We start from the raw sequence: 21,805 nt of genomic DNA, 5'->3' as shown, positions 1-21,805 counted from the left end.
CCGGATTTTCTTGGTTAACCAAAGGTAAATTACACGATTCATAAATTACGTAAAGGTAAATATTTTAGGGGCGTAAATCTTGGAAACGCTCGATTTTTTATTTTGACGCAAAAAAATTCCAAAAAAAATTCGCGAACCAATCGATTAAATTGGAATCGGCCATGAAATGTGCTTGTCGTGATGCTCCCATGTGATTAAACGTCGCGGTTGGTGCAATGCACATTCTTTCGTCATGTGCTGTTGCTTGGGGGCGTCCTGTCTGATGGGCGCACGGGAAAACGCCGCGAGGTTCTGATGGCGAATGCGACTAACAACCGGCCTCTGTCGCCGCATCTTCAAGTTTACAAGCTGATTCCGACGATGGTTGCATCCATCGTGCACCGCATCACGGGCGGCGCGCTTTATTTCGGAACGCTTCTGGTTGCCTGGTGGCTGATCGCTATCGCCTCGGGTCCTGCCTATTACGACTGGGTCAACTGGGCGATGGGTACGATCATCGGCAGGCTCATCCTGATCGGATACACCTGGGCTCTGGTTCATCACATGCTTGGCGGCCTTCGCCATTTCATGTGGGATCTGGGCTACGGCTTCGAAAAGCACTTTACCACCAAGCTGGCGAAGGCCTCGTGGGTGGTGTCGATCTGTCTGACCGCGCTGATCTGGGTCATTGCCCTGATCGTGCGCTGAGGAGATTTTTCATGGATATGCGTACACCTCTCGGAAAGGTTCGCGGCCTCGGCTCCGCCAAGGAAGGCACCGACCATTTCTGGCGTCAGCGCGTGACTGCGGTCGCCAACGTTCCGCTGCTCACCTTCTTTGTCGTCTTCCTCATCAGATATGCCGGTGCGCCCTATCCGGAAGTCGTTTCGGCGCTGTCGAACCCGCTCGTTGCGGTCATCATGGCTCTGGTTTTGGTTTCCGGCCTCATCCACATGAAGCTCGGCATGCAGGTCATCATTGAAGACTACATTCACGCCGAGGTTTTGAAGCTCGTTCTTCTGATGCTCAATATGTTTTTCGCGATTCTCATTGGCGGTCTTTGCATCTTCGCCATTCTGAAAATCGCATTCGCAGGATAATCCCGCCATGGCATCGATCAGTTCACCATCCCAGAATGGCAAGGCCTACACCTATGTCGATCACTCCTACGACGTGATCGTGGTGGGCGCCGGCGGCGCGGGTCTGCGCGCAACGCTCGGCATGGCGGAACAGGGTTTCCGCACAGCCTGTATCACCAAGGTTTTCCCGACGCGCTCGCACACGGTCGCGGCGCAGGGCGGCATTGCCGCATCGCTCACCAACATGACGCCCGACTGTTGGCAGTGGCACCTTTACGACACCGTAAAGGGTTCCGACTGGTTGGGTGACGTCGACGCGATGCAATATCTCGCCATGGAAGCGCCGAAGGCGGTCTATGAGCTGGAACATTACGGCGTGCCTTTCTCGCGCAACGAAGAAGGCAAGATCTACCAGCGCCCGTTCGGTGGTCACATGCAGAATTACGGCGAAGGCCCGCCGGTGCAGCGCACCTGCGCCGCCGCCGACCGTACCGGCCACGCCATTCTGCACACGCTTTATGGCCAGTCGCTGCGCAACAATGCCGAATTCTTCATCGAATATTTCGCGCTCGACCTCATCATGTCTCCGGACGGCCGCTGCACCGGCGTCGTCGCCTGGAACCTCGATGACGGCACGATCCATCGCTTCTCCGCCAAGATGGTGGTGCTGGCGACCGGCGGTTACGGCCGCGCCTATTTCTCCGCCACCTCGGCCCATACCTGCACCGGCGACGGCGGCGGCATGATCGCCCGCGCCGGCCTGCCGCTTCAGGACATGGAATTCGTACAGTTCCACCCGACCGGCATTTATGGCGCAGGCTGCCTGATTACCGAGGGTGCACGCGGCGAAGGCGGTTATCTCGTCAACTCCGAAGGCGAACGCTTCATGGAGCGTTATGCGCCTTCTGCGAAGGATCTCGCCTCGCGTGACGTTGTCTCGCGCTGCATGACGATGGAAATCCGTGAAGGCCGCGGCGTCGGCAAGAACAAGGACCACATCTTCCTTCACCTCGATCACCTCGATCCGGCAATCCTGCATGAGCGTCTTCCGGGCATTTCCGAAAGCGCGAAGATTTTCGCCGGCGTTGACGTCACCCGCGAGCCGATCCCGGTCCTGCCGACGGTTCACTACAATATGGGCGGCATTCCGACCAACTATTGGGGTGAAGTGCTGAATGCCGATGCCAACAACCCGGAACGCATCGCGCCCGGCCTGATGGCTGTTGGCGAAGCCGGTTGCGCCTCGGTTCATGGTGCGAACCGCCTCGGTTCCAACTCGCTGATCGACCTGGTGGTCTTCGGCCGTGCAGCGGCGATCCGTGCCGCTCAGGTCATCAATCGTGATGAGGCTGTTCCCGCTCTCGATACGGCTGCCTGCGACAAGATCATGGAGCGTTTCGACAGCCTGCGTTACGCCAACGGCTCGACGCCGACGGCGGTGCTGCGCGACAAGATGCAGCGCGCCATGCAGGACGATGCGGCCGTGTTCCGCACGCAGGAATCGCTGGAAAGCGGCTGCCAGCGTCTTTCCGCCATCTGGAAGGAACTGCCTGACGTCAAGGTCACCGACCGTTCGATGGTCTGGAACTCCGATCTGGTCGAGACGCTCGAGCTGCACAACCTCATGGCCAATGCGATCACCACGGTCTATGGCGCGGAAGCGCGCAAGGAAAGCCGCGGTTCGCACGCCCGCGAGGATTTCGTCGACGGTCCGTTCGCCGGTCGCGACGACGTGAACTGGCGCAAGCACACGCTTGCCTGGGTCAGCCCGGAAGGCGACGTGAAACTCGACTATCGCCCTGTTCACACTGACCTGATCGCCGACGGCATCGATCCTAAAAAGATCGAGCCGAAGGCGCGCGTCTACTGATTTGAGGAACTGGATATGGTTGAACTCGCTCTCCCCAAGAATTCCCAGATCAGCGAAGGCAAGGTCTGGCCGAAGCCGGACGGCGCCAAGAATGTGCGCGAATACCGCATCTATCGCTGGAACCCGGATGACGGCCAGAACCCGCGCATCGATACCTATTATATCGATGTCGACGATTGCGGGCCGATGGTTCTCGACGCGCTTCTTTACATCAAAAACAACATCGACCCGACGCTGACGCTGCGCCGCTCCTGCCGCGAAGGCATCTGCGGCTCCTGCGCCATGAACATCGACGGCACCAATACGCTCGCCTGCACCAAGGGCATGGAAGAGATCAACGGCACGGTGAAGGTTTATCCGCTGCCGCATATGCCTGTCGTGAAGGACCTCGTTCCCGATCTGTCGAACTTCTACGCCCAGCATCGTTCCATCGAGCCCTGGCTGAAGACGGTTTCGCCGACGCCGGCCAAGGAATGGAAGCAGAGCCATGAAGACCGCCTGAAGCTGGATGGTCTTTATGAGTGCATTCTCTGCGCCTGCTGCTCCACCTCCTGTCCCAGCTACTGGTGGAATGGCGACCGTTATCTCGGTCCGGCCGTTCTGCTGCAGGCCTATCGCTGGCTGATCGACAGCCGCGATGAGGCAACCGGCGAGCGTCTCGATAATCTCGAGGACCCGTTCCGCCTTTACCGCTGCCACACCATCATGAACTGCGCGCAGGCTTGCCCGAAGGGTCTGAACCCGGCCAAGGCCATCGCGGAAATAAAGAAGATGATGGTCGAGCGCCGAGTTTAAAGGCGATTCGCTGACGACAGAAAATCTAGCGGGCCGCGGTCTCGACCGCGGCCCTTTTTACAACCCGGCGTGGGAAAATTCGGTAAAAATCGACCGAAATGGTAATTATCCCGGCCATCGCTTGCGCAAGATAAGGCTTTGGTAATAATTCAGCCTTCTTGTTTGATCATGATCTTTCCGGAAGCGAGAGAATCGGGAGCTTGATATGCAATTCAGATATGTGGTGACGGGCCTTGCGGTTGTGATGACTCTCGCCGGTTGCCAACGTACCTCCTACGATTACAACAACAACGGCAGCAACAATCCCGGTTATACGCCGCCTTTGCAGGCGCAGCCGGTGCCCTCCGTCCAGTCCGGCGCCCTGCCGCCGCCCGGTGGCGCCACGGGCAGCCAGTTCCCGTCGGCACCTGCCTCGGCCGCCCCTGGCGGAACCAACGTCGCTTCTGCCGCTCCGCCGGCGGCCGCACTTGACGTTACCAAGGAATCCATGGTCGGCAACTGGCGCGTTTCCAATGGCGGCGCCAATTGCGACATGTTCCTGACACTCACCAACCTCGGCAGCGGCTCGCGTGGCGGCACGCGCGGTTGTGCGGGCGAGCTGACGGCGATGGGGTCCTGGGAAGTGTCCGGCAAGATGGTTCTCTTCAAGAACCGTTCGGGTGACACGATCGGCCGCGTCTACAAAAGTGCCGATGCGCGCTTTGATGGCACCACCAATAGCGGCCAGCCGCTCAGCCTCAGCCGATGAGTCTTTCCGGTGCAGCCGGAACGCTCTTTTCGCTCTAAGCCTGTCCATTCGTCGCGGGTGCCTTTGTGCGCCCGCGTCCGAGGCGTTTATCCATGAAGCCCTTGCCCGATTACAATCATAGTGTCGTTGAACAGCTCAACGCATTGACGGCAGCTGGCACCTTGCAGGCCGATGCCGCCCAGCTTGGCGTGGCGGCGCATCTGGACCGTATCCTTGCCGATCTGAAGGCGCGCAAGCCCGCCAAGAAGAAGAGCGCGCTCGGCTGGATGTTTGCGCGCAAGTCCGGACCTGCCGCCGCCGTCAAGGGACTATATGTCTATGGCAGCGTTGGCCGCGGCAAGACGATGCTGATGGACATGTTCTACGAGATGGCGCCCGTTTCCTCCAAACGGCGCTGCCATTTTCACGAATTCATGGCGGATGTGCACAATCGCGTGCATGCACATCGGCAGAAGCTGAAGAATGGCGAAACCAAACAGGCCGATCCGATTCCGCCCGTCGCCGCCCAGCTCCTGGCGGAAGCGGAGCTTTTATGCTTCGACGAATTTACGGTCACTGATATTGCCGATGCGATGATCCTTGCGCGGCTGTTCAGCGAGCTGTTCGCCAATGGCTGCACATTGGTGACGACCTCCAACGTCGTGCCGGACAATCTCTACAAGGATGGTCTCAATCGCGGCCTGTTCCTGCCTTTCGTCGATCTCTTGAAAAAACATGTTGAGGTGGTGACGCTGGATAGCCCCACCGACTACCGGATGGAGAAGCTGGAAAGCCTTCCCGTCTACGTCACGCCGCTCGACGGTTCGGCGGATCAGGCGATGGACATGGCCTGGCGGCACATGATTGCCGGTCACCTCGTTGCACCGACCGAGATACCGATGAAGGGCCGTTCCATTCTGGTGCCGCGTGCCAGCGGCCGGGTGGCTCGCTTTTCCTTTTCCGATCTTTGCGAAAAGCCGCTTGGGGCTTCCGACTTCCTTGCCATCGCCAATCGTTTCGATACGGTCTTCATCGATCACATTCCGTTTTTGAACGCGGACAAGCGCAACGAGACCAAGCGTTTCATCATCCTCATCGATGCGCTTTACGACCACAGCGTTCGGCTTTTTGCCTCCGCTGCCGCCATGCCGGAAGACCTTCTCGGCAAGCGCAAGGGAACAGAAGGTTTCGAGTTCGATCGCACCGCCTCGCGCCTGTTCGAAATGCGTAGTGCGGATTATCTGGCGCTGCATCACGAAAAACGCCAGAAAGTTTGACACTTTCGTGACGTATTTTCTTACGTTTACGTAAGAAAATAATGATCTAAACGATTGAAAATATTCACCGGAAAAGAATCTGTTGCCAATTTTAGCCAATGGGGCTAATCGGAGTGCGACAATTTGGCTGCCGGTTTGGCGCGGTGAAATTGAATTGAAGCTCAAGAGGAAGCATTCGATGGCTCGCAAAAAAATTGCACTTATTGGTTCTGGCATGATCGGCGGCACGCTGGCGCATCTCGCCAGCCTGAAGGAACTGGGCGATATCGTCCTCTTCGATATTGCCGACGGCATCCCGCAGGGCAAGGGTCTGGATATTGCCCAGTCCGGCCCGGTTGAAGGCTTCAATGCAAAGCTCACCGGCGCTTCCGATTACGCCGCCATCGAAGGTGCTGACGTCTGCATCGTCACCGCTGGCGTTGCCCGCAAGCCTGGCATGAGCCGTGACGATCTTCTCGGCATCAACCTCAAGGTCATGGAGCAGGTCGGCGCCGGCATCAAGAAATATGCCCCGAACGCTTTCGTCATCTGCATCACCAACCCGCTCGACGCGATGGTCTGGGCACTGCAGAAGTTCTCCGGCCTGCCGAAGAACAAGGTCGTCGGCATGGCCGGCGTTCTCGACAGCGCCCGTTTCCGCCTGTTCCTCGCCGAAGAGTTCAACGTTTCGGTTGAAGATGTCACCGCTTTCGTTCTCGGCGGTCATGGCGACACCATGGTTCCGCTCGCCCGCTACTCCACCGTTGCCGGCGTTCCGCTGACCGATCTCGTCAAGATGGGCTGGCTGACCGCCGAGCGCCTCGAGCAGATCATCCAGCGCACCCGTGACGGCGGCGCGGAAATCGTCGGCCTCTTGAAGACCGGTTCGGCCTATTATGCGCCGGCTGCTTCGGCAATCGAAATGGCTGAATCCTACCTCAAGGACAAGAAGCGCGTTCTGCCCGCCGCTGCCCATCTCTCGGGCCAGTATGGCGTTGACGACATGTATGTCGGCGTGCCGACCATCATCGGCGCCGGCGGTATTGAGCGCATCATCGAGATCGAACTCAACAAGGAAGAAGAAGCCGCCTTCCAGAAATCCGTCGGCGCTGTCGCGGGTCTTTGCGAAGCCTGCGTCAACATCGCTCCGTCGCTGAAGTAATAGCCTAGCGGCTCCAAACAGGGATTATTCCATGAATATTCACGAATATCAGGCCAAGGCTCTTCTGAAGGGCTACGGCGCGCCGGTTGCTGAAGGCGTCGCCATTCTCAAGGTCGAAGAAGCCGAAGCTGCTGCAAAGCAGCTTCCCGGCCCGCTCTACGTCGTCAAGAGCCAGATCCATGCTGGTGGCCGCGGTAAGGGCAAGTTCAAGGAACTCGGCCCCGACGCCAAGGGCGGCGTTCGTCTGGCGAAGTCCATCGACGAAGTCGTTTCCCACGCCAAGGACATGCTCGGTAACACGCTGGTCACGGCGCAGACCGGTGAAGCCGGCAAGCAGGTCAACCGTCTCTACATCGAAGACGGCGCTGATATTGCCCGCGAACTCTATTGCTCGCTGCTGGTGGACCGTTCGGTCGGTCAGGTTGCTTTCGTGGTTTCCACTGAAGGCGGCATGGATATCGAAGCTGTCGCCCACGACACGCCCGAAAAGATCCATACCATCGCCATCAACCCGGAAAAGGGTGTGAGCGACGCTGACGTTGCCGCGATCTCCAAGGCTCTCGAGCTTGACGGCGTTGCAGCCGAAGACGCCAAGGCGCTGTTCCCGATCCTCTACAAGGCCTTCAACGAGAAGGACATGGCTCTCCTCGAGGTTAACCCGCTGATCGTCATGGAAAATGGCCATCTGCGCGTTCTCGACGCCAAGATGTCCTTCGACGGCAACGCGCTGTTCCGCCATGACGACGTCAAGGCGCTGCGCGACGAGACCGAAGAAGACGCCAAGGAAATCGAAGCCTCCAAGTGGGACCTCGCTTACGTAGCGCTCGACGGCAACATCGGTTGCATGGTCAACGGCGCTGGCCTTGCCATGGCGACCATGGACATCATCAAGCTTTACGGCAAAGAGCCGGCTAACTTCTGCGACGTCGGCGGCGGCGCCGGCAAGGAGAAGGTTGCGGCAGCTTTCAAGATCATCACTGCCGACCCGAAGGTCGAGGGTATCCTCGTCAACATCTTCGGCGGCATCATGAAGTGCGACGTTATCGCCGAGGGCGTCATCGCCGCGGTGAAGGAAGTCGGTTTGCAGGTTCCGCTCGTCGTTCGCCTTGAAGGCACCAACGTCGAACTTGGCAAGAAGCTTCTCAACGAATCTGGCCTTGCGATTACGGCTGCTGACGATCTGGACGACGCAGCCAAGAAGATCGTCGCGGCGATCAACGGCTAATTGAGGGACCGGAAATAATGTCTATTCTTGTTAATAAAGACACGAAGATCCTCGTTCAGGGTCTGACCGGCAAGACCGGCACCTTCCACACCGAACAGGCGCTTGCCTATTACGGTACGCAGATGGTTGGTGGTATTCACCCGAAGAAGGGTGGCGAAACCTGGACCGGCTCCAAGGGTGAGAGCCTGCCGATCTTCGCAACGGTTGCCGAAGCCAAGGAAAAGACCGGTGCAGACGCATCCGTGATCTACGTTCCGCCGGCAGGTGCAGCAGATGCCATCATCGAAGCCATCGATGCGGAAATTCCGTTCATCACCTGCATCACCGAAGGTATCCCGGTCATGGACATGGTTCGCGTCAAGGCTCGCCTCGACCGCTCCAAGTCGCGCCTGCTCGGCCCGAACTGCCCGGGTATCCTGACGCCGGAAGAATGCAAGATCGGCATCATGCCGGGCTCCATCTTCCGCAAGGGTTCGGTCGGTATCGTTTCGCGTTCGGGCACGCTCACCTATGAAGCCGTGTTCCAGACCTCCAACGAAGGCCTCGGCCAGACCACTGCTGTCGGCATCGGCGGCGACCCGGTCAAGGGCACCGAGTTCATCGACGTGCTTGAAATGTTCCTCGCTGACGACGCCACGCAGTCGATCATCATGATCGGCGAAATCGGCGGCTCGGCTGAAGAAGATGCGGCACAGTTCCTGATCGACGAAGCCAAGAAGGGCCGCAAGAAGCCGATGGCCGGCTTCATCGCAGGCCGTACGGCTCCGAAGGGTCGCACCATGGGCCACGCCGGCGCTGTCGTTTCCGGCGGCAAGGGTGACGCAGAGTCCAAGATTGCTGCCATGGAAGCAGCGGGCATCAAGGTATCGCCTTCCCCGGCGCGCCTCGGCAAGACGCTGGTTGAAGTCCTCAAGGGCTGAGACCACATGACATCGGTAACGGGCGGCGCGGCTTCAATGCCACGCTGCCCGATGCCGCAAGGAACGACAGACAGAACGGCATACCGCCCCGGCGGCAGACAGCAATAATCAAAGCGGCAGGCCGGCGAACGGCCCTAACGGCATCGAGGAGGCGGACGGATAAGTCCGCAAGAACACAATGGCAAGGCAAGAAGCGAACGAGCAGTTTCAGATCACGTCGTTTCTGGACGGCGCGAATGCAGCCTATATCGAGCAGCTCTATGCCCGGTACGAAGAGGACCCCTCTTCCGTGTCGCCGGAGTGGCAGAGCTTCTTCAAGGCGTTGTCCGATAATCCGGAAGACGTGAAGAAGGCGGCCAAGGGCGCCTCCTGGAAGCGCGCCAACTGGCCGATCCCGGCGAATGGCGAACTGGTATCCGCACTCGACGGCAACTGGGCCACGGTCGAAAAGGCCATCGAGAAGAAGGTTCAGGCGAAAGCTGAGGCCAAGAGCGCTGACACCGGCAAGCCGGTCAGCCAGGCGGAAGTTCTGCAGGCGACCCGTGACAGCGTTCGCGCCATCATGATGATCCGCGCCTACCGCATGCGCGGCCACCTGCATGCCAAGCTCGATCCGCTCGGCATCGCGGTCGCGGTTGAGGATTACAACGAGCTGTCGCCGAAGTCCTACGGCTTCGAGGAAAGCGACTACGACCGCAAGATTTTCATCGATAACGTGCTCGGCCTCGAATATGCGACCGTGCGCGAGATGATCGATATTCTGGAGCGCACCTACTGCTCTACCATCGGCGTCGAATTCATGCACATGTCCAGTCCGGAAGAAAAAGGCTGGATTCAGGAGCGCATCGAAGGTCCGGACAAGGGCGTTGCCTTCACGGCTGAAGGCAAGAAGGCCATTCTGTCCAAGCTGGTCGAAGCCGAAGGTTACGAGCAGTTCCTCGACGTGCGTTTCAAGGGCACCAAGCGTTTCGGCCTCGATGGCGGTGAATCGCTGATCCCGGCGCTGGAGCAGATCATCAAGCGTGGCGGCCAGGAAGGTCTGGAAGAAGTCGTTCTCGGCATGGCTCACCGCGGTCGCCTGAACGTTCTGACCAACGTGATGGGCAAGCCGCATCGCGCCGTGTTCCACGAGTTCAAGGGCGGTTCGTTCAAGCCTGACGATGTCGAAGGTTCGGGCGACGTGAAGTACCACCTCGGTGCCTCCTCCGACCGCGAATTCGACGGCAACAAGGTTCACCTGTCGCTGACGGCCAACCCGTCGCACCTTGAAATCGTCAACCCTGTCGTCATGGGCAAGGCCCGCGCCAAGCAGGACCAGCTGGCCAAGCAGTGGGACGGCGATATCATTCCGCTTTCCGAGCGCGCCAAGGTTCTGCCGCTGCTTCTGCATGGCGATGCCGCTTTTGCCGGTCAGGGCGTGGTTGCTGAAATTCTCGGTCTTTCCGGTCTGCGCGGTCACCGCGTTGCGGGCACCATGCACTTCATCATCAACAACCAGATCGGCTTCACGACGAACCCGGCCTTCTCGCGTTCGTCGCCCTATCCGTCCGACGTTGCCAAGATGATCGAAGCGCCGATCTTCCATGTCAACGGTGACGATCCGGAAGCTGTGACCTATGCGGCCAAGGTTGCGACCGAATACCGTATGAAGTTCCACAAGCCCGTCGTCGTGGACATGTTCTGCTACCGCCGCTTCGGCCACAACGAAGGCGACGAGCCGGCGTTCACGCAGCCGAAGATGTACAAGGTCATCCGCGGCCACAAGACCGTGGCGCGCATCTACGCTGACCGTTTGATCGCCGAAGGCCTGATCAACGAAGGCGAATTCGAGAAGATGAAGGCCGACTGGCGCGCTCATCTGGAACAGGAATTCGAGGCGGGCCAGTCCTACAAGCCGAACAAGGCCGACTGGCTGGACGGCCAGTGGTCGGGTCTGCGCGCTGCCGACAATGCCGATGAGCAGCGTCGCGGCAAGACTGGTGTGCCGATGAAGCAGCTGAAGGAGATCGGCAAGAAGCTGTCGACCATCCCGGAAGGCTTCAGCGCTCACCGCACGATCCAGCGCTTCATGGAAAACCGCTCGCAGATGGTCGAGACGGGTGAAGGCATCGACTGGGCAATGGCGGAAGCGCTCGCTTTCGGTTCGCTCGTCGTTGACGGCCACAAGATCCGCCTTTCTGGTCAGGATTGCGAACGCGGCACCTTCTCGCAGCGTCACTCGGTTCTCTATGATCAGGAAACCGAAGAACGCTACATCCCGCTGGCAAACCTTGCGCCGACGCAGGCTCGTTACGAAGTCATCAACTCGATGCTTTCGGAAGAGGCCGTTCTCGGTTTCGAATACGGTTACTCGCTCGCCCGTCCGAATGCGTTGACGCTCTGGGAAGCCCAGTTCGGCGACTTCGCGAACGGTGCTCAGGTCGTGTTCGACCAGTTCATCTCGTCGGGTGAACGCAAGTGGCTGCGCATGTCCGGTCTCGTCTGCCTTCTGCCGCATGGTTATGAAGGTCAGGGCCCGGAACACTCGTCCGCCCGTCTGGAGCGCTGGCTGCAGATGTGCGCCGAAGACAACATGCAGGTTGCCAACTGCACGACCCCGGCCAACTACTTCCACATCCTGCGCCGCCAGGTGAAGCGCGACTTCCGCAAGCCGCTGATCCTGATGACGCCGAAGTCGCTGCTGCGTCACAAGCGCGCCACCTCTTCGCTGGCCGAGCTTGCAGGCGAGTCCTCCTTCCACCGTCTCCTGTGGGACGATGCCGAGGTCATCAAGGACGGCCCGATCAAGCTGCAGAAGGATTCGAAGATCCGCCGCGTCGTCATGTGCACGGGCAAGGTCTATTACGATCTGCTCGAGGAACGCGAAAAGCGCGGTATCGACGATATCTACCTGCTGCGTATCGAACAGCTCTATCCGTTCCCGGCCAAGGCGCTCATCAACGAGCTGTCGCGCTTCCGCAATGCGGAAATGGTCTGGTGCCAGGAAGAGCCGAAGAACATGGGTGCGTGGTCGTTCATCGATCCTTACCTGGAATGGGTTCTGGCGCATATCGACGCCAAGTACCAGAAGGTCCGTTACACGGGCCGTCCGGCTGCCGCCTCTCCGGCGACCGGCCTGATGTCCAAGCACCTGGCGCAGCTTGCTGCGTTCCTGGAAGACGCGCTGGGAGAGTGAAAACTCTCCCGCACCGCCCCGCAAAAAAGACACCTGAATAACGGAACTAGATCATGGCCACTGAAATCCGCGTACCAACCCTCGGCGAATCCGTCAGCGAAGCGACCGTCGGCACCTGGTTCAAGAAGGTCGGCGACACCGTCAAGGCCGACGAACCTCTCGTTGAACTGGAAACCGACAAGGTTACCGTCGAAGTCCCGGCGCCTGCGTCCGGCGTTCTCACCGAAATCGTTGCGCAGAACGGCGAAACCGTCGGTCTCGACGCGCTTCTCGGCCAGATCGCCGAAGGTGCTGCCGGCGCTGCGACCTCCGCACCTGCCGCAGAACCGGCAAAGCCTGCTGCGGCTGCCGCACCGGCACCTGCCGCCGTTGCCGCACCGGCAACCGGCTCCATGCCGCCTGCACCTGCCGCCGGCAAGCTGCTTGCTGAAAACAACCTGTCCGCCGATCAGGTCGACGGTTCGGGCAAGCGCGGTCAGGTTCTGAAGGGTGATGTTCTTGCCGCTGTCGCCAAGGGCGTTTCGGCACAGGTTGCCGCTCCCGCTCCGGCCGCTGCACCCCGTCCGGTTTCCGCCGAGCAGGATGCCGTTCGCGAAGAGCGCGTGAAGATGACCCGCCTTCGTCAGACGATCGCCCGTCGTCTGAAGGACGCGCAAAACACCGCCGCCATGCTGACCACCTATAACGAGGTGGACATGAGCGCGGTCATGGACCTGCGCAACCGTTACAAGGATGTGTTCGAGAAGAAGCATGGCGTCAAGCTCGGCTTCATGGGCTTCTTCACCAAGGCTGTTACCCACGCGCTGAAGGAACTGCCCGCCGTCAACGCGGAAATCGACGGAACGGACATCATCTACAAGAACTATTGTCACGTCGGCATGGCTGTCGGCACCGACAAGGGCCTCGTCGTTCCGGTTATCCGCGATGCCGACCAGCTCTCCATCGCCGGTGTCGAAAAGGAACTCGGCCGCCTCGCCAAGGCGGCGCGTGACGGTTCGCTCGGCATGGCCGACATGCAGGGCGGCACCTTCACCATCACCAATGGCGGCGTCTACGGTTCGCTGATGTCCTCGCCGATCCTCAATGCACCGCAGTCGGGCATTCTCGGCATGCACAAGATCCAGGAGCGTCCGGTCGCCATCGGCGGTCAGGTCGTCATCCGTCCGATGATGTATCTTGCGCTCTCCTACGATCACCGTATCGTTGACGGCAAGGAAGCCGTGACTTTCCTCGTTCGCGTCAAGGAAAGCCTGGAAGATCCGGAACGTCTGGTTCTCGATCTTTAATCGGTTTTGCTTTTCGTTTCAGCGGGGTTTCAAGTGAAGCCCCGCTGAAAGACCACCCGGGAGAGCAGACGTGCAGCCGACATTTCTTGCCGCTTCACCTTTTTTACCGCTTATCGGTCTAAGCGTTCTTCTTCTCGTCGTGCATGTCCTGTTACAGGGGATGATGGCGACCAGAGAGTTGGGTCGTGAATGGAATGCGGGTCCTAGGGACGGTGAGCAGAAGCCACAGGGCAAGCTCTCCGGTCGCGCTTCGCGCGCATCGGCGAATTTCCGGGAGACCTATCCGGCTTTTGTGGCACTCGCCTTCGGCGTTATCATGGCGGGTGACCCATCCGGGCTAGCGCTTATTGGTGCCTGGCTCTGGCTGATCTGCCGTGTTGTCTATATCCCGCTTTATCTTACGGGCGTTCCTTATATCCGCTCGTTCGTCTGGCTGGGCTCAATGCTTGGTCTGGCACTCATGTTTATCGTGCTGATGTTTTGAAGGCGGCTCGTGATGCATCAATATCTCATCGAACTTGCATCCCTGATGGCGATCTTTTCCTTTGCGATCGTCTCGCCCGGCGCTGATCTCGCTATGGTGATGCGCCAGGCAATGGTGCATGGTCGCAAGCAGGCCATCATCACCAGCTTCGGGGTTGGGACGTCTCTGATGTTCCACGTCACCTATACGATCCTCGGACTTGGCCTCATCATTTCTCAGTCGATCTATATCTTCAACATCGTCAAATGGCTGGGTGTCGCCTATCTGATCTATATCGGCATCAAGGCGCTGCGCGCCGGCAAGACCGAATTGCCCGCCGCTGAAGGTGAAGGCGTTCAGGCGAAAAGCAGCCAGACCGCGCTTAAGGCCTTTACGCTCGGTTTTGCCGCCAATGCACTCAATCCCAAGCCGGTGTTTTTCTTCCTGTCGATCTTTTCGACGGTGGTTCACGCTCACACGCCGGTCGCCATCAAGTTCGGATACGGGCTCGTCATGGCGAGCTGCCTTATCCTGTGGTTCGTCGGTGTCAGCCTGTTCATGACGACGCCGCGCATGCGCGCCGCATTTCAGCGCGCCAGCCAATGGATCGACCGCACCAGCGGTGTGGTCTTCATCGCTCTCGGTATAAAACTCGCAACGGAAAAAGCGGCCTGAGTTTCAGGTCAAACGGAAGCTGGGCATTGATCCGATATTTTGCCCCTATAAAGCAGGAACCAGAATATGGCATATGATGTAGTTGTAATCGGCACCGGCCCCGGCGGTTATGTTTGCGCGGTCAAGGCGGCACAGCTCGGCCTGAAGGTCGCTGTCATCGAAAAGCGCGCGACCTATGGAGGTACCTGCCTCAATGTCGGCTGCATCCCCTCCAAGGCGCTGCTGCACGCGTCCGAAACCTTCGCGCATGTCGCCCATGGCGTCGATTCGCTCGGTATCGAAGTCGCCGCGCCCAAGCTTAATCTTGAAAAGATGATGGGCCACAAGGACGGCGTGGTGAAGGCCAATGTCGACGGCGTTTCCTTCCTGTTCAAGAAGAACAAGATCGATGCCTTCCAGGGCACCGGCAAGGTGGTCTCCGCCGGCAAGGTTTCCGTCACCAACGACAAGGGTGAGACGCAGGAGATCGAAGCGAAGAACATCGTCATCGCCACGGGTTCGGATGTTGCCGGCATTCCGGGCGTTCAGGTCGATATCGATGAAAGCGTCATCGTCTCCTCCACCGGTGCGATCGCTCTTTCCAAGGTTCCGGAAAAGCTCATCGTTGTCGGCGGCGGCGTCATCGGCCTCGAGCTCGGTTCGGTCTGGTCGCGTCTCGGCGCCAAGGTTACCGTCGTCGAATATCTCGACAATATTCTCGGCGGCATGGATGGTGAAGTTTCCAAGCAGGCCCAGCGTCTGCTGGCTAAACAGGGTCTCGATTTCAAGCTCGGCGCCAAGGTGACGGCTGTTGAAAAGACCGCCGCCGGTGCAAAGGTCGTGTTCGAGCCGGTCAAGGGCGGCGCTGCCGAAACGCTGGAAGCAAACGTTGTTCTCATCTCCACCGGCCGCAAGCCCTACACCGAAGGCCTCGGCCTCGCGGAAGCCGGCGTTGTGCTGGACAGCCGCGGCCGCGTTGAAATCGACGGTCACTACAAGACCAATGTCGACGGCATCTATGCGATAGGCGACGTGGTGAAGGGCCCGATGCTGGCGCACAAGGCGGAAGACGAGGGTGTTGCTCTCGCGGAAATCCTCGCCGGCCAGCATGGCCATGTGAATTACGACGTCATTCCGGCTGTGGTCTATACGCAGCCGGAAATCGCGTCCGTCGGCAAGACCGAGGAAGAACTGAAGGCTGCTGGCGTCGCCTACAAGGTCGGCAAGTTCCCCTTCACCGCCAATGGCCGCGCCCGCGCCATGCAGGTGACGGATGGTTTCGTGAAGATCCTTGCCGACAAGGAAACCGACCGGGTTCTCGGCGGCCACATCGTCGGCTTCGGCGCTGGCGAAATGATCCACGAAATCACCGTGCTGATGGAATTCGGCGGTTCTTCGGAAGATCTCGGCCGCACCTGCCATGCACATCCGACCATGTCGGAAGCCGTGAAGGAAGCTGCGCTCGCGACCTTCTTCAAGCCGATCCACATGTGATCGGTTGTGGAGCCCGCTGCTCCAACATTAAATTTCAGTCATCTGCCAAACCCCGGCTTGCCATGCAGGCCGGGGTTTTCCATACTCGCGCCATAGCCTGTCTAACCTTTTGATAAAAGGCAATAAAATGGCGTTTCCAAGTCAAGTTTCCTTCACCGTTCCGCAGCGCATCATTCATTGGGCGATGGCGCTTCTGATCTTCTTCAACCTCTTGTTTCCCGATGGGATGGAACATGCCTACCGGCTGATGCGGCGGGGCGAAACACTGACGCCGGAACAGGTATCTTCGGCCAATATTCACGCCTATGTCGGCTTCACCATTCTGTTGCTTGCGGTGCTGCGCCTCTGTCTGTGCTTCTTCCAGGGCGTGCCGCCGCATCCCAACGAAGAACCGCGGCCGTTTCAGATTGCGGCGAAGGTGGCGCATTTCACCTTTTATGCCCTGTTCCTCGTCCTGCCCCTGTCCGGTATTGCCGCTTATTACTTCGGCGCTCAGCCGGCCGGGCAGCTGCATTCCGGACCCTTCAAGGCGCTGATGTGGGTGTTGATCGCCGGTCACGTCGTCGCCGTTCTGGTTCACCAGTTCTACTGGCGCACCAATGTCCTGAAGCGCATGACGCACGGCTAAGCGGCGGTTTGTCGCGTTTCCGGTTTCTCGGAAAAAGAGGAAGGTGGCCCCTGCCGCATGGCGCGGCCGGGGTTCAGGAATGCAGGATATCGAAGACATATTACCGGGCGCAGACTGGCAGGATCGCTATCAGGGAGAGATGGTGACGCCGGAGCCGTCCGCACTCGATGTGAGCAGGCTCCTTCTCCATCATCCTCCTGCATGGATCCGCAGCCTTATGGCACTTCGAAACCGCGTGGTGGCGCTTTTCGGTTTAAGAACGGTCGAAATGGTGGCTGGGACGTCGGCGGGTGGTTTTCCAGTCCTGTCCTCCACGCCACAGCGGACTGTGCTCGGTTTCGACGACCGCCATCTCGATTTCCGGATCGTCGTCGATCTCGAAGAGAAGGAAAACAGCCAGCTGGTGAGTGTCACCACCATTGTCAGGCGCAAGAACCTGTTTGGGCGGATCTATCTTCTTGTCGTCGGACCGTTTCACCGCCGCATCGTGCCGGCGACGATGCGGCCGTTCTGCGCCAATGTCCGTCCCGTCAGCATCGGGAGTGAGCCGGTCAATCGACCCGCGTGAGGGTGAAGCCTTCCGCGCGCAGCAATTCGACAAGGCCTTCCTCGCCCGGTAAATGCAGTGCACCGACGGCCATGAAGACATTGCCCCTGGCAAGCTCGGGGGCCGCCCGTTCCGCCATGACGTGGTTGCGGTCGGTGATGATACGCTGCTCGAACGCGGCGTAGCCCTGTTCGCTTTCCGCTGCGGCCTTCTTGGGGTCCATGCTTTTCAGCATGGGCATGGTCATGCCGATATCGCCAGCGACGTAGAGATCGGTCATGGTTGTCATGATGTCATCCATGCGGTCGCCCAGTTCGAGCGTTTCGATCAGCGCCTGAAGATGAAATTCCATCGGCAGCTCCGACATCGCCGTCAGCTGTTCCACCATTGTCTCCAGCCCGACAAGGTGCTTTCCGTCAGCAATGGCATCTTCGGCCAGCTTCTTGTCCAGAAAGGAGAGGCCTGTTGACTTGCGCGCGAACTCGCAGGCGGGAAGGGCGACGAAGCTCGAAAGCATCCATGGCTTCATGCGCGATACGGCGTTCAGCGGAATGCCGCGCTCCTTGAGGCCCTTTTCCAGACGCGCGACATTTTCCGGCGACAGGATGTCGGTGATCGATTTGCCATCCAGAAACATGGTGAGTTCGGGCTTGCTCAGCAGCGACGCCGCGACCTTCTTGTCATCGACGATTTCATCCGATTCCACGATCACCGTCGCGGCTTTTTCGAAGGCGGGGCTGGCGGCGGCAGGCATTTCCAGAACACGCGGATCGGTGACATGCATGGTGCCGAGAAGATAGGACGTCGGCGTTCCCGCCTTTTCGATGCGCCAGAAATTGCCCTTGCCGTTCGGGATCGCGGCGGCTTCCTGCTCGATCTTTGCGAAAGTCTGCGGATCGGTCTTGCGCATCTCCACGAGAATGTCGCTGCCGGTGCAGGTGATCTGCTGCTGTGCGGCTTCCGCTTGCCCCAGCGAAAGCAAGGTCATCAGAAGGATTGCGACGGCGGTGACATGCAGGGCGGCAAGCAGCCACAGCAGGGCGTCGCCGGTCTTGCCCATCAGGGTGGCGGTGAGATTTTGCGGTTTTATCAGGCTGTGCATCGGTCCAATCCGGTTGTAGTTCGCTTATAGAACGGCGGCTTGGATGTCTGGTTAATGATTATGGTTAACCATTTCCTGCCTCATGCGCGCGGATGGGCGTTGTCGTAGATTTCCAGCAGTCTCGCGGTGTCGACGCCGGTATAGATCTGTGTGGTGGAGAGGCTCGCATGGCCGAGCAGTTCCTGAATCGTGCGCAGGTCGCCGCCGCCGGCGAGAAGGTGCGTGGCGAAGGAGTGGCGCAGCGCATGCGGCGTGGCGTTTTCCGGCAGGCCGAAAGCGCCGCGCAGTTTCTGCATTTCTCTCTGGATGATGGCGGGCTGCAGCTTGCCGCCGCGTGCGCCGAGGAACATGGGCTCATCCGCCGAAAGGGTATAGGGGCAAAGCTTCCTGTAGGTATCGACGGCTTCCGTCACCACCGCCAGCAGGGGCACAATCCGCGTCTTGTTGCCTTTGCCGGTAATGCGCAGGCTGCGGGCGCCGGGCGGGAAGTTGGCCGGGGTAAGACCGAGCGCCTCGGAAATGCGAAGGCCGCAGCCATAAAGCAGTGAAAGAACCGCGGCATTGCGGGCTGCGATCCATGGTTCGTCGTTCAATTGCGCTTCACTCGTGGTGATTTTCAGCGCCTGCCGGTCGGTCAGCGGTTTCGGTAGCGATTTCGGCTGTTTGGGCGCGCGCATGGCGGTGGCGCCTGCGGCATTCACCAGACCTTTTTTCTGCAGGTGATGGAGCAGGGAGCGCAGGCCTGCCAGATGCCTGCCCAGCGAACGTGCGCCGGCGCCTTCCTTGCGCCGATTGGCCAGAAAGGCGCGAAGATCGACCGGACGCAGATCGGCAATATCGGTGATGGAGGCCGGTTTGCCGATGTAACCGGTCAGGAATGTCAGAAATTGCCGGGTATCGCGCTCATAGGCCTCGACGGTATTGTCCGAAAGCCGGCGTTCGCCTGCGAGGGCGGCGAGCCAGGACTGGCGCTCGTCGAGAAGATCGGCTTGGGCAAATGTCAGGATTTCGGTCACGGGGCGCTCCATTCCATGCTTCGAAACTATGCGCTTATGGTCAGCATTTGGTTAAGAGGTAGACTTTGCAAGGCACGCCCACTACATCCGGGCGGTTTCCTTTTTCCTGTCGTCGAGGCATGGTCGCCACATCATGGCAAAAGATTCGTCCGATCTGTTTGGGGCTCTGTTCGACCCGCCGTCGCCCACGCGCACGGTGCCCGTTCTCGTGCCCATGCCCGCGCCCGGGCCCTACAGCTATTCGGTGCCCGAGGATATGGTGGTGGAGACCGGTTCCGTCGTGCAGGTACCGCTCGGCCCACGACAAGTCTTCGGCGTGGTGTGGGACGATGCGGGCGAGAAGGGCGTCGACCCGAAGAAGCTGCGGCCCATCACCAAAAGTTTCGAGTGCCCGCCGCTGAAGGCGGAAATGCGCCGCTTCGTGGACTGGGTCGCCGCCTATACGCTTTCTCCGCCCGGTCTTGTGGCCCGCATGGCGCTCAGAGCGCCCGCGGCCTTCGATCCCGAACCGATGATCGAGGGGCTGCGGCTGACCGAAGGCCGGCCGGAGCGCCTGACCCCCGCCCGCGAGCGGGTTATGGGACTGGCGGCTGAAGGGCATGGCTGGACGAAGAGCGGGCTTGCCCATGCCGCCGGCGTTTCGACCAGCGTAATCGATGGTCTCGTCAAGCAGGGCGTGTTCGAGACGGTGTTTCTGCCGGCGCCGCCTGTCGTGGCCGAACCCGATCCTGATTATGTCGAGCCGCGTCTGGAAGGCCCGCAGAAACAGGCCGCTTCGGAAATACTCGAGGATGTGCGCAAGGGCGGCTTTCATGTTTCGCTGATCGACGGCGTCACAGGTTCTGGGAAAACCGAGGTCTATTTCGAGGCGGTGGCGGAGACACTCCGGCAGGGCAAGCAGGTTCTCATCCTGCTGCCCGAAATTGCGCTGACGGCGGCCTTTCTTGAGCGTTTTCAGGATCGTTTCGGTGCGAAACCGGCGGAATGGCATTCGGACCTGTCACCGCGCATGCGCGAAAAAGTCTGGCGGCAGGCGGTGACGGGCGAAGTGAAGGTGGTGGCCGGCGCGCGCTCGGCACTTTTCCTGCCCTTCGACAATCTCGGTCTCATCATCGTCGATGAAGAGCACGACCCCGCCTACAAGCAGGAAGACCGTGTCTTTTATAATGCCCGCGACATGGCTGTCGTCAGGGCGCGGATTGCAGAATTTCCTGTCGTGTTGGTGTCTGCCACACCGTCGGTGGAAAGCCAGGTCAATGGCAGTTCGGGGCGTTATAATACCATCCACCTGCACACGCGCTTCGGCGATGCGGCTATGCCCGATCTGCATCTTGTCGATATGCGGCGTCATCCGCCGGAGAGGGGAGGGTTTCTGTCACCCGTCCTGCTGCGCGGCATCGGCAAGACCATCGAAAAGGGTGAGCAGGCGCTGCTGTTCCTCAATCGTCGCGGTTATGCGCCGTTGACGCTCTGCCGGGTCTGCGGTCACCGTTTCCAATGCCCGCAATGTTCCAGCTGGCTGGTGGAGCACCGGTTCCGCAATCAATTGCAGTGCCACCAGTGCGGCCACAACGAGCCGACGCCCGATCATTGCCCGGAATGCGGAACCTTCGATCATCTGGTGGCCTGCGGGCCGGGTGTGGAGCGCATTGCCGAGGAGGTGGAGAAACATTTCCCTGAGGCCCGCACCATCGTGCTCTCTTCAGATCTCATGGGCGTCAAACGCCTGCGGCTGGAACTGGAGGCGATCGTCAAGGGCGAGGCCGATATCGTGATTGGCACGCAGCTCGTCGCCAAGGGACATAATTTTCCGCTGATGACACTTGTGGGCATCGTCGATGCCGATCTGGGCCTTGCCAACGGCGATCCGCGTGCAGCGGAGCGAACGTTCCAGCTGCTGTCGCAGGTGACCGGACGCGCCGGGCGAACGGGGTTGAAGAGCCATGGCCTGTTGCAGACCTATCAGCCGCAGCATCCCGTCATGCAGGCCATCGTTTCGGGCGATGCATCGGCCTTCTACGAACGGGAAATCGTGGAGCGGGAAAAAGCCGTTCTGCCTCCCTTCGGACGGCTTGCCTCGATCATCGTTTCCGCCGATACGCGCGCGGAAGCGGAAACCCATGCCCGGGGTTTAAGGGCCGCAGCCCCGCAAGTTGCTGGCATCATGCTGCTCGGCCCGGCGGAAGCGCCGCTCGCGCTGATCCGTGGCCGTCACCGTTTCCGCCTGCTGGTGCACGGGCGGCGCAATTCCGACATGCAGTCTTTTCTCCGCACGCTTCTGGCCAATGGCCCGAAAGAGCGCGGCAGCGTGCATGTGCAGCTCGATATCGACCCGCAAAGTTTCCTTTGAACTTTGCCGTCGGGGCGTTTTCCCGCTGTCATGACCGTGTCATAACGCAGCAGGCAGTCAAAATGATTTGGGGAACG

General features: G+C 59.8%; 19 protein-coding genes. 17 read left to right on the top strand and 2 right to left on the bottom strand.

Features of this window, described 5'->3' with window-relative positions; all coding sequences use genetic code 11:
- The first annotated feature begins 294 nt into the window (after positions 1-294).
- From sdhC to AGR7B_RS13165, 16 genes are all read left to right on the top strand, one after another.
- Positions 295-687, top strand: coding sequence for a succinate dehydrogenase, cytochrome b556 subunit (gene sdhC, locus AGR7B_RS13235; protein ID WP_003523506.1), 393 nt, complete (start codon positions 295-297; stop codon positions 685-687).
- A gap of 11 nt (positions 688-698) precedes the next feature.
- Positions 699-1,079 (top strand): succinate dehydrogenase, hydrophobic membrane anchor protein, encoded by a 381-nt coding sequence (gene sdhD, locus AGR7B_RS13230; RefSeq protein ID WP_080856828.1) that lies wholly within the window; start codon positions 699-701, stop codon positions 1,077-1,079.
- A gap of 7 nt (positions 1,080-1,086) precedes the next feature.
- On the top strand, positions 1,087-2,928 hold the full coding sequence (gene sdhA / locus AGR7B_RS13225; protein ID WP_065656952.1) for a succinate dehydrogenase flavoprotein subunit: 1,842 nt from the start codon (positions 1,087-1,089) through the stop codon (positions 2,926-2,928).
- Between the two features lie 15 nt (positions 2,929-2,943).
- Positions 2,944-3,723, top strand: a complete 780-nt coding sequence (locus AGR7B_RS13220) for a succinate dehydrogenase iron-sulfur subunit (protein WP_003523509.1) — start codon at positions 2,944-2,946, stop codon at positions 3,721-3,723.
- Positions 3,724-3,928: 205 nt separating this feature from the next.
- Complete coding sequence (locus AGR7B_RS13215; protein WP_065656953.1) at positions 3,929-4,471, top strand: protease inhibitor Inh/omp19 family protein; 543 nt, start codon at positions 3,929-3,931, stop codon at positions 4,469-4,471.
- Positions 4,472-4,563: 92 nt separating this feature from the next.
- On the top strand, positions 4,564-5,727 hold the full coding sequence (zapE, locus tag AGR7B_RS13210; protein WP_035263522.1) for a cell division protein ZapE: 1,164 nt from the start codon (positions 4,564-4,566) through the stop codon (positions 5,725-5,727).
- A 178-nt stretch (positions 5,728-5,905) separates the two neighbouring features.
- Entirely contained in the window at positions 5,906-6,868 is a 963-nt protein-coding gene (mdh, locus tag AGR7B_RS13205; protein WP_003523512.1) for a malate dehydrogenase, read from the top strand.
- Between the two features lie 31 nt (positions 6,869-6,899).
- On the top strand, positions 6,900-8,093 hold the full coding sequence (sucC, locus tag AGR7B_RS13200; protein WP_080853030.1) for an ADP-forming succinate--CoA ligase subunit beta: 1,194 nt from the start codon (positions 6,900-6,902) through the stop codon (positions 8,091-8,093).
- A 17-nt stretch (positions 8,094-8,110) separates the two neighbouring features.
- A complete protein-coding gene (gene sucD / locus AGR7B_RS13195) occupies positions 8,111-9,013 on the top strand; it encodes a succinate--CoA ligase subunit alpha (RefSeq protein ID WP_003492390.1) in 903 nt (300 codons plus the stop codon).
- Between the two features lie 178 nt (positions 9,014-9,191).
- Entirely contained in the window at positions 9,192-12,188 is a 2,997-nt protein-coding gene (locus AGR7B_RS13190) for a 2-oxoglutarate dehydrogenase E1 component (RefSeq protein ID WP_065656956.1), read from the top strand.
- A gap of 53 nt (positions 12,189-12,241) precedes the next feature.
- Positions 12,242-13,474: a 2-oxoglutarate dehydrogenase complex dihydrolipoyllysine-residue succinyltransferase gene (gene odhB, locus AGR7B_RS13185; RefSeq protein ID WP_065656957.1), complete on the top strand. Its 1,233-nt coding sequence runs from the start codon at positions 12,242-12,244 to the stop codon at positions 13,472-13,474.
- A 70-nt stretch (positions 13,475-13,544) separates the two neighbouring features.
- The gene (locus AGR7B_RS25545) at positions 13,545-13,958 is read left to right on the top strand and encodes an MAPEG family protein (protein ID WP_065656958.1); all 414 of its coding nucleotides are present in this window, start codon (positions 13,545-13,547) and stop codon (positions 13,956-13,958) included.
- Between the two features lie 12 nt (positions 13,959-13,970).
- Positions 13,971-14,612, top strand: coding sequence for a LysE family translocator (locus tag AGR7B_RS13180; protein WP_065656959.1), 642 nt, complete (start codon positions 13,971-13,973; stop codon positions 14,610-14,612).
- 66 nt (positions 14,613-14,678) lie between these two features.
- Entirely contained in the window at positions 14,679-16,085 is a 1,407-nt protein-coding gene (lpdA, locus tag AGR7B_RS13175) for a dihydrolipoyl dehydrogenase (protein WP_080856827.1), read from the top strand.
- A gap of 127 nt (positions 16,086-16,212) precedes the next feature.
- Positions 16,213-16,713: a cytochrome b gene (locus AGR7B_RS13170; protein WP_080856826.1), complete on the top strand. Its 501-nt coding sequence runs from the start codon at positions 16,213-16,215 to the stop codon at positions 16,711-16,713.
- A gap of 79 nt (positions 16,714-16,792) precedes the next feature.
- On the top strand, positions 16,793-17,281 hold the full coding sequence (locus AGR7B_RS13165; RefSeq protein ID WP_080856825.1) for a DUF2867 domain-containing protein: 489 nt from the start codon (positions 16,793-16,795) through the stop codon (positions 17,279-17,281).
- On the opposite strand, the gene AGR7B_RS13160 is transcribed toward AGR7B_RS13165, so the two are convergent.
- Positions 17,265-18,362 (bottom strand): TraB/GumN family protein, encoded by a 1,098-nt coding sequence (locus AGR7B_RS13160; protein WP_080856824.1) that lies wholly within the window; start codon positions 18,360-18,362, stop codon positions 17,265-17,267. The two genes, AGR7B_RS13165 and AGR7B_RS13160, sit on opposite strands and share 17 nt — an antisense overlap.
- 80 nt (positions 18,363-18,442) lie before the next feature.
- Positions 18,443-19,390, bottom strand: coding sequence for a tyrosine recombinase XerC (locus tag AGR7B_RS13155; RefSeq protein WP_080856823.1), 948 nt, complete (start codon positions 19,388-19,390; stop codon positions 18,443-18,445).
- A 121-nt stretch (positions 19,391-19,511) separates the two neighbouring features.
- On the opposite strand from AGR7B_RS13155, the gene AGR7B_RS13150 reads away from it, so the two are divergent.
- A complete protein-coding gene (locus AGR7B_RS13150) occupies positions 19,512-21,728 on the top strand; it encodes a primosomal protein N' (protein WP_080856822.1) in 2,217 nt (738 codons plus the stop codon).
- Positions 21,729-21,805 lie beyond the last annotated feature (77 nt).

Source organism: Agrobacterium deltaense RV3, from assembly GCF_900013505.1.
Classification (GTDB): Bacteria; Pseudomonadota; Alphaproteobacteria; order Rhizobiales; family Rhizobiaceae; genus Agrobacterium; species Agrobacterium leguminum.
The sequence above is the reverse complement of the archived record's forward strand: the minus strand, read 5'-3'. Positions and strand labels throughout refer to the sequence as shown.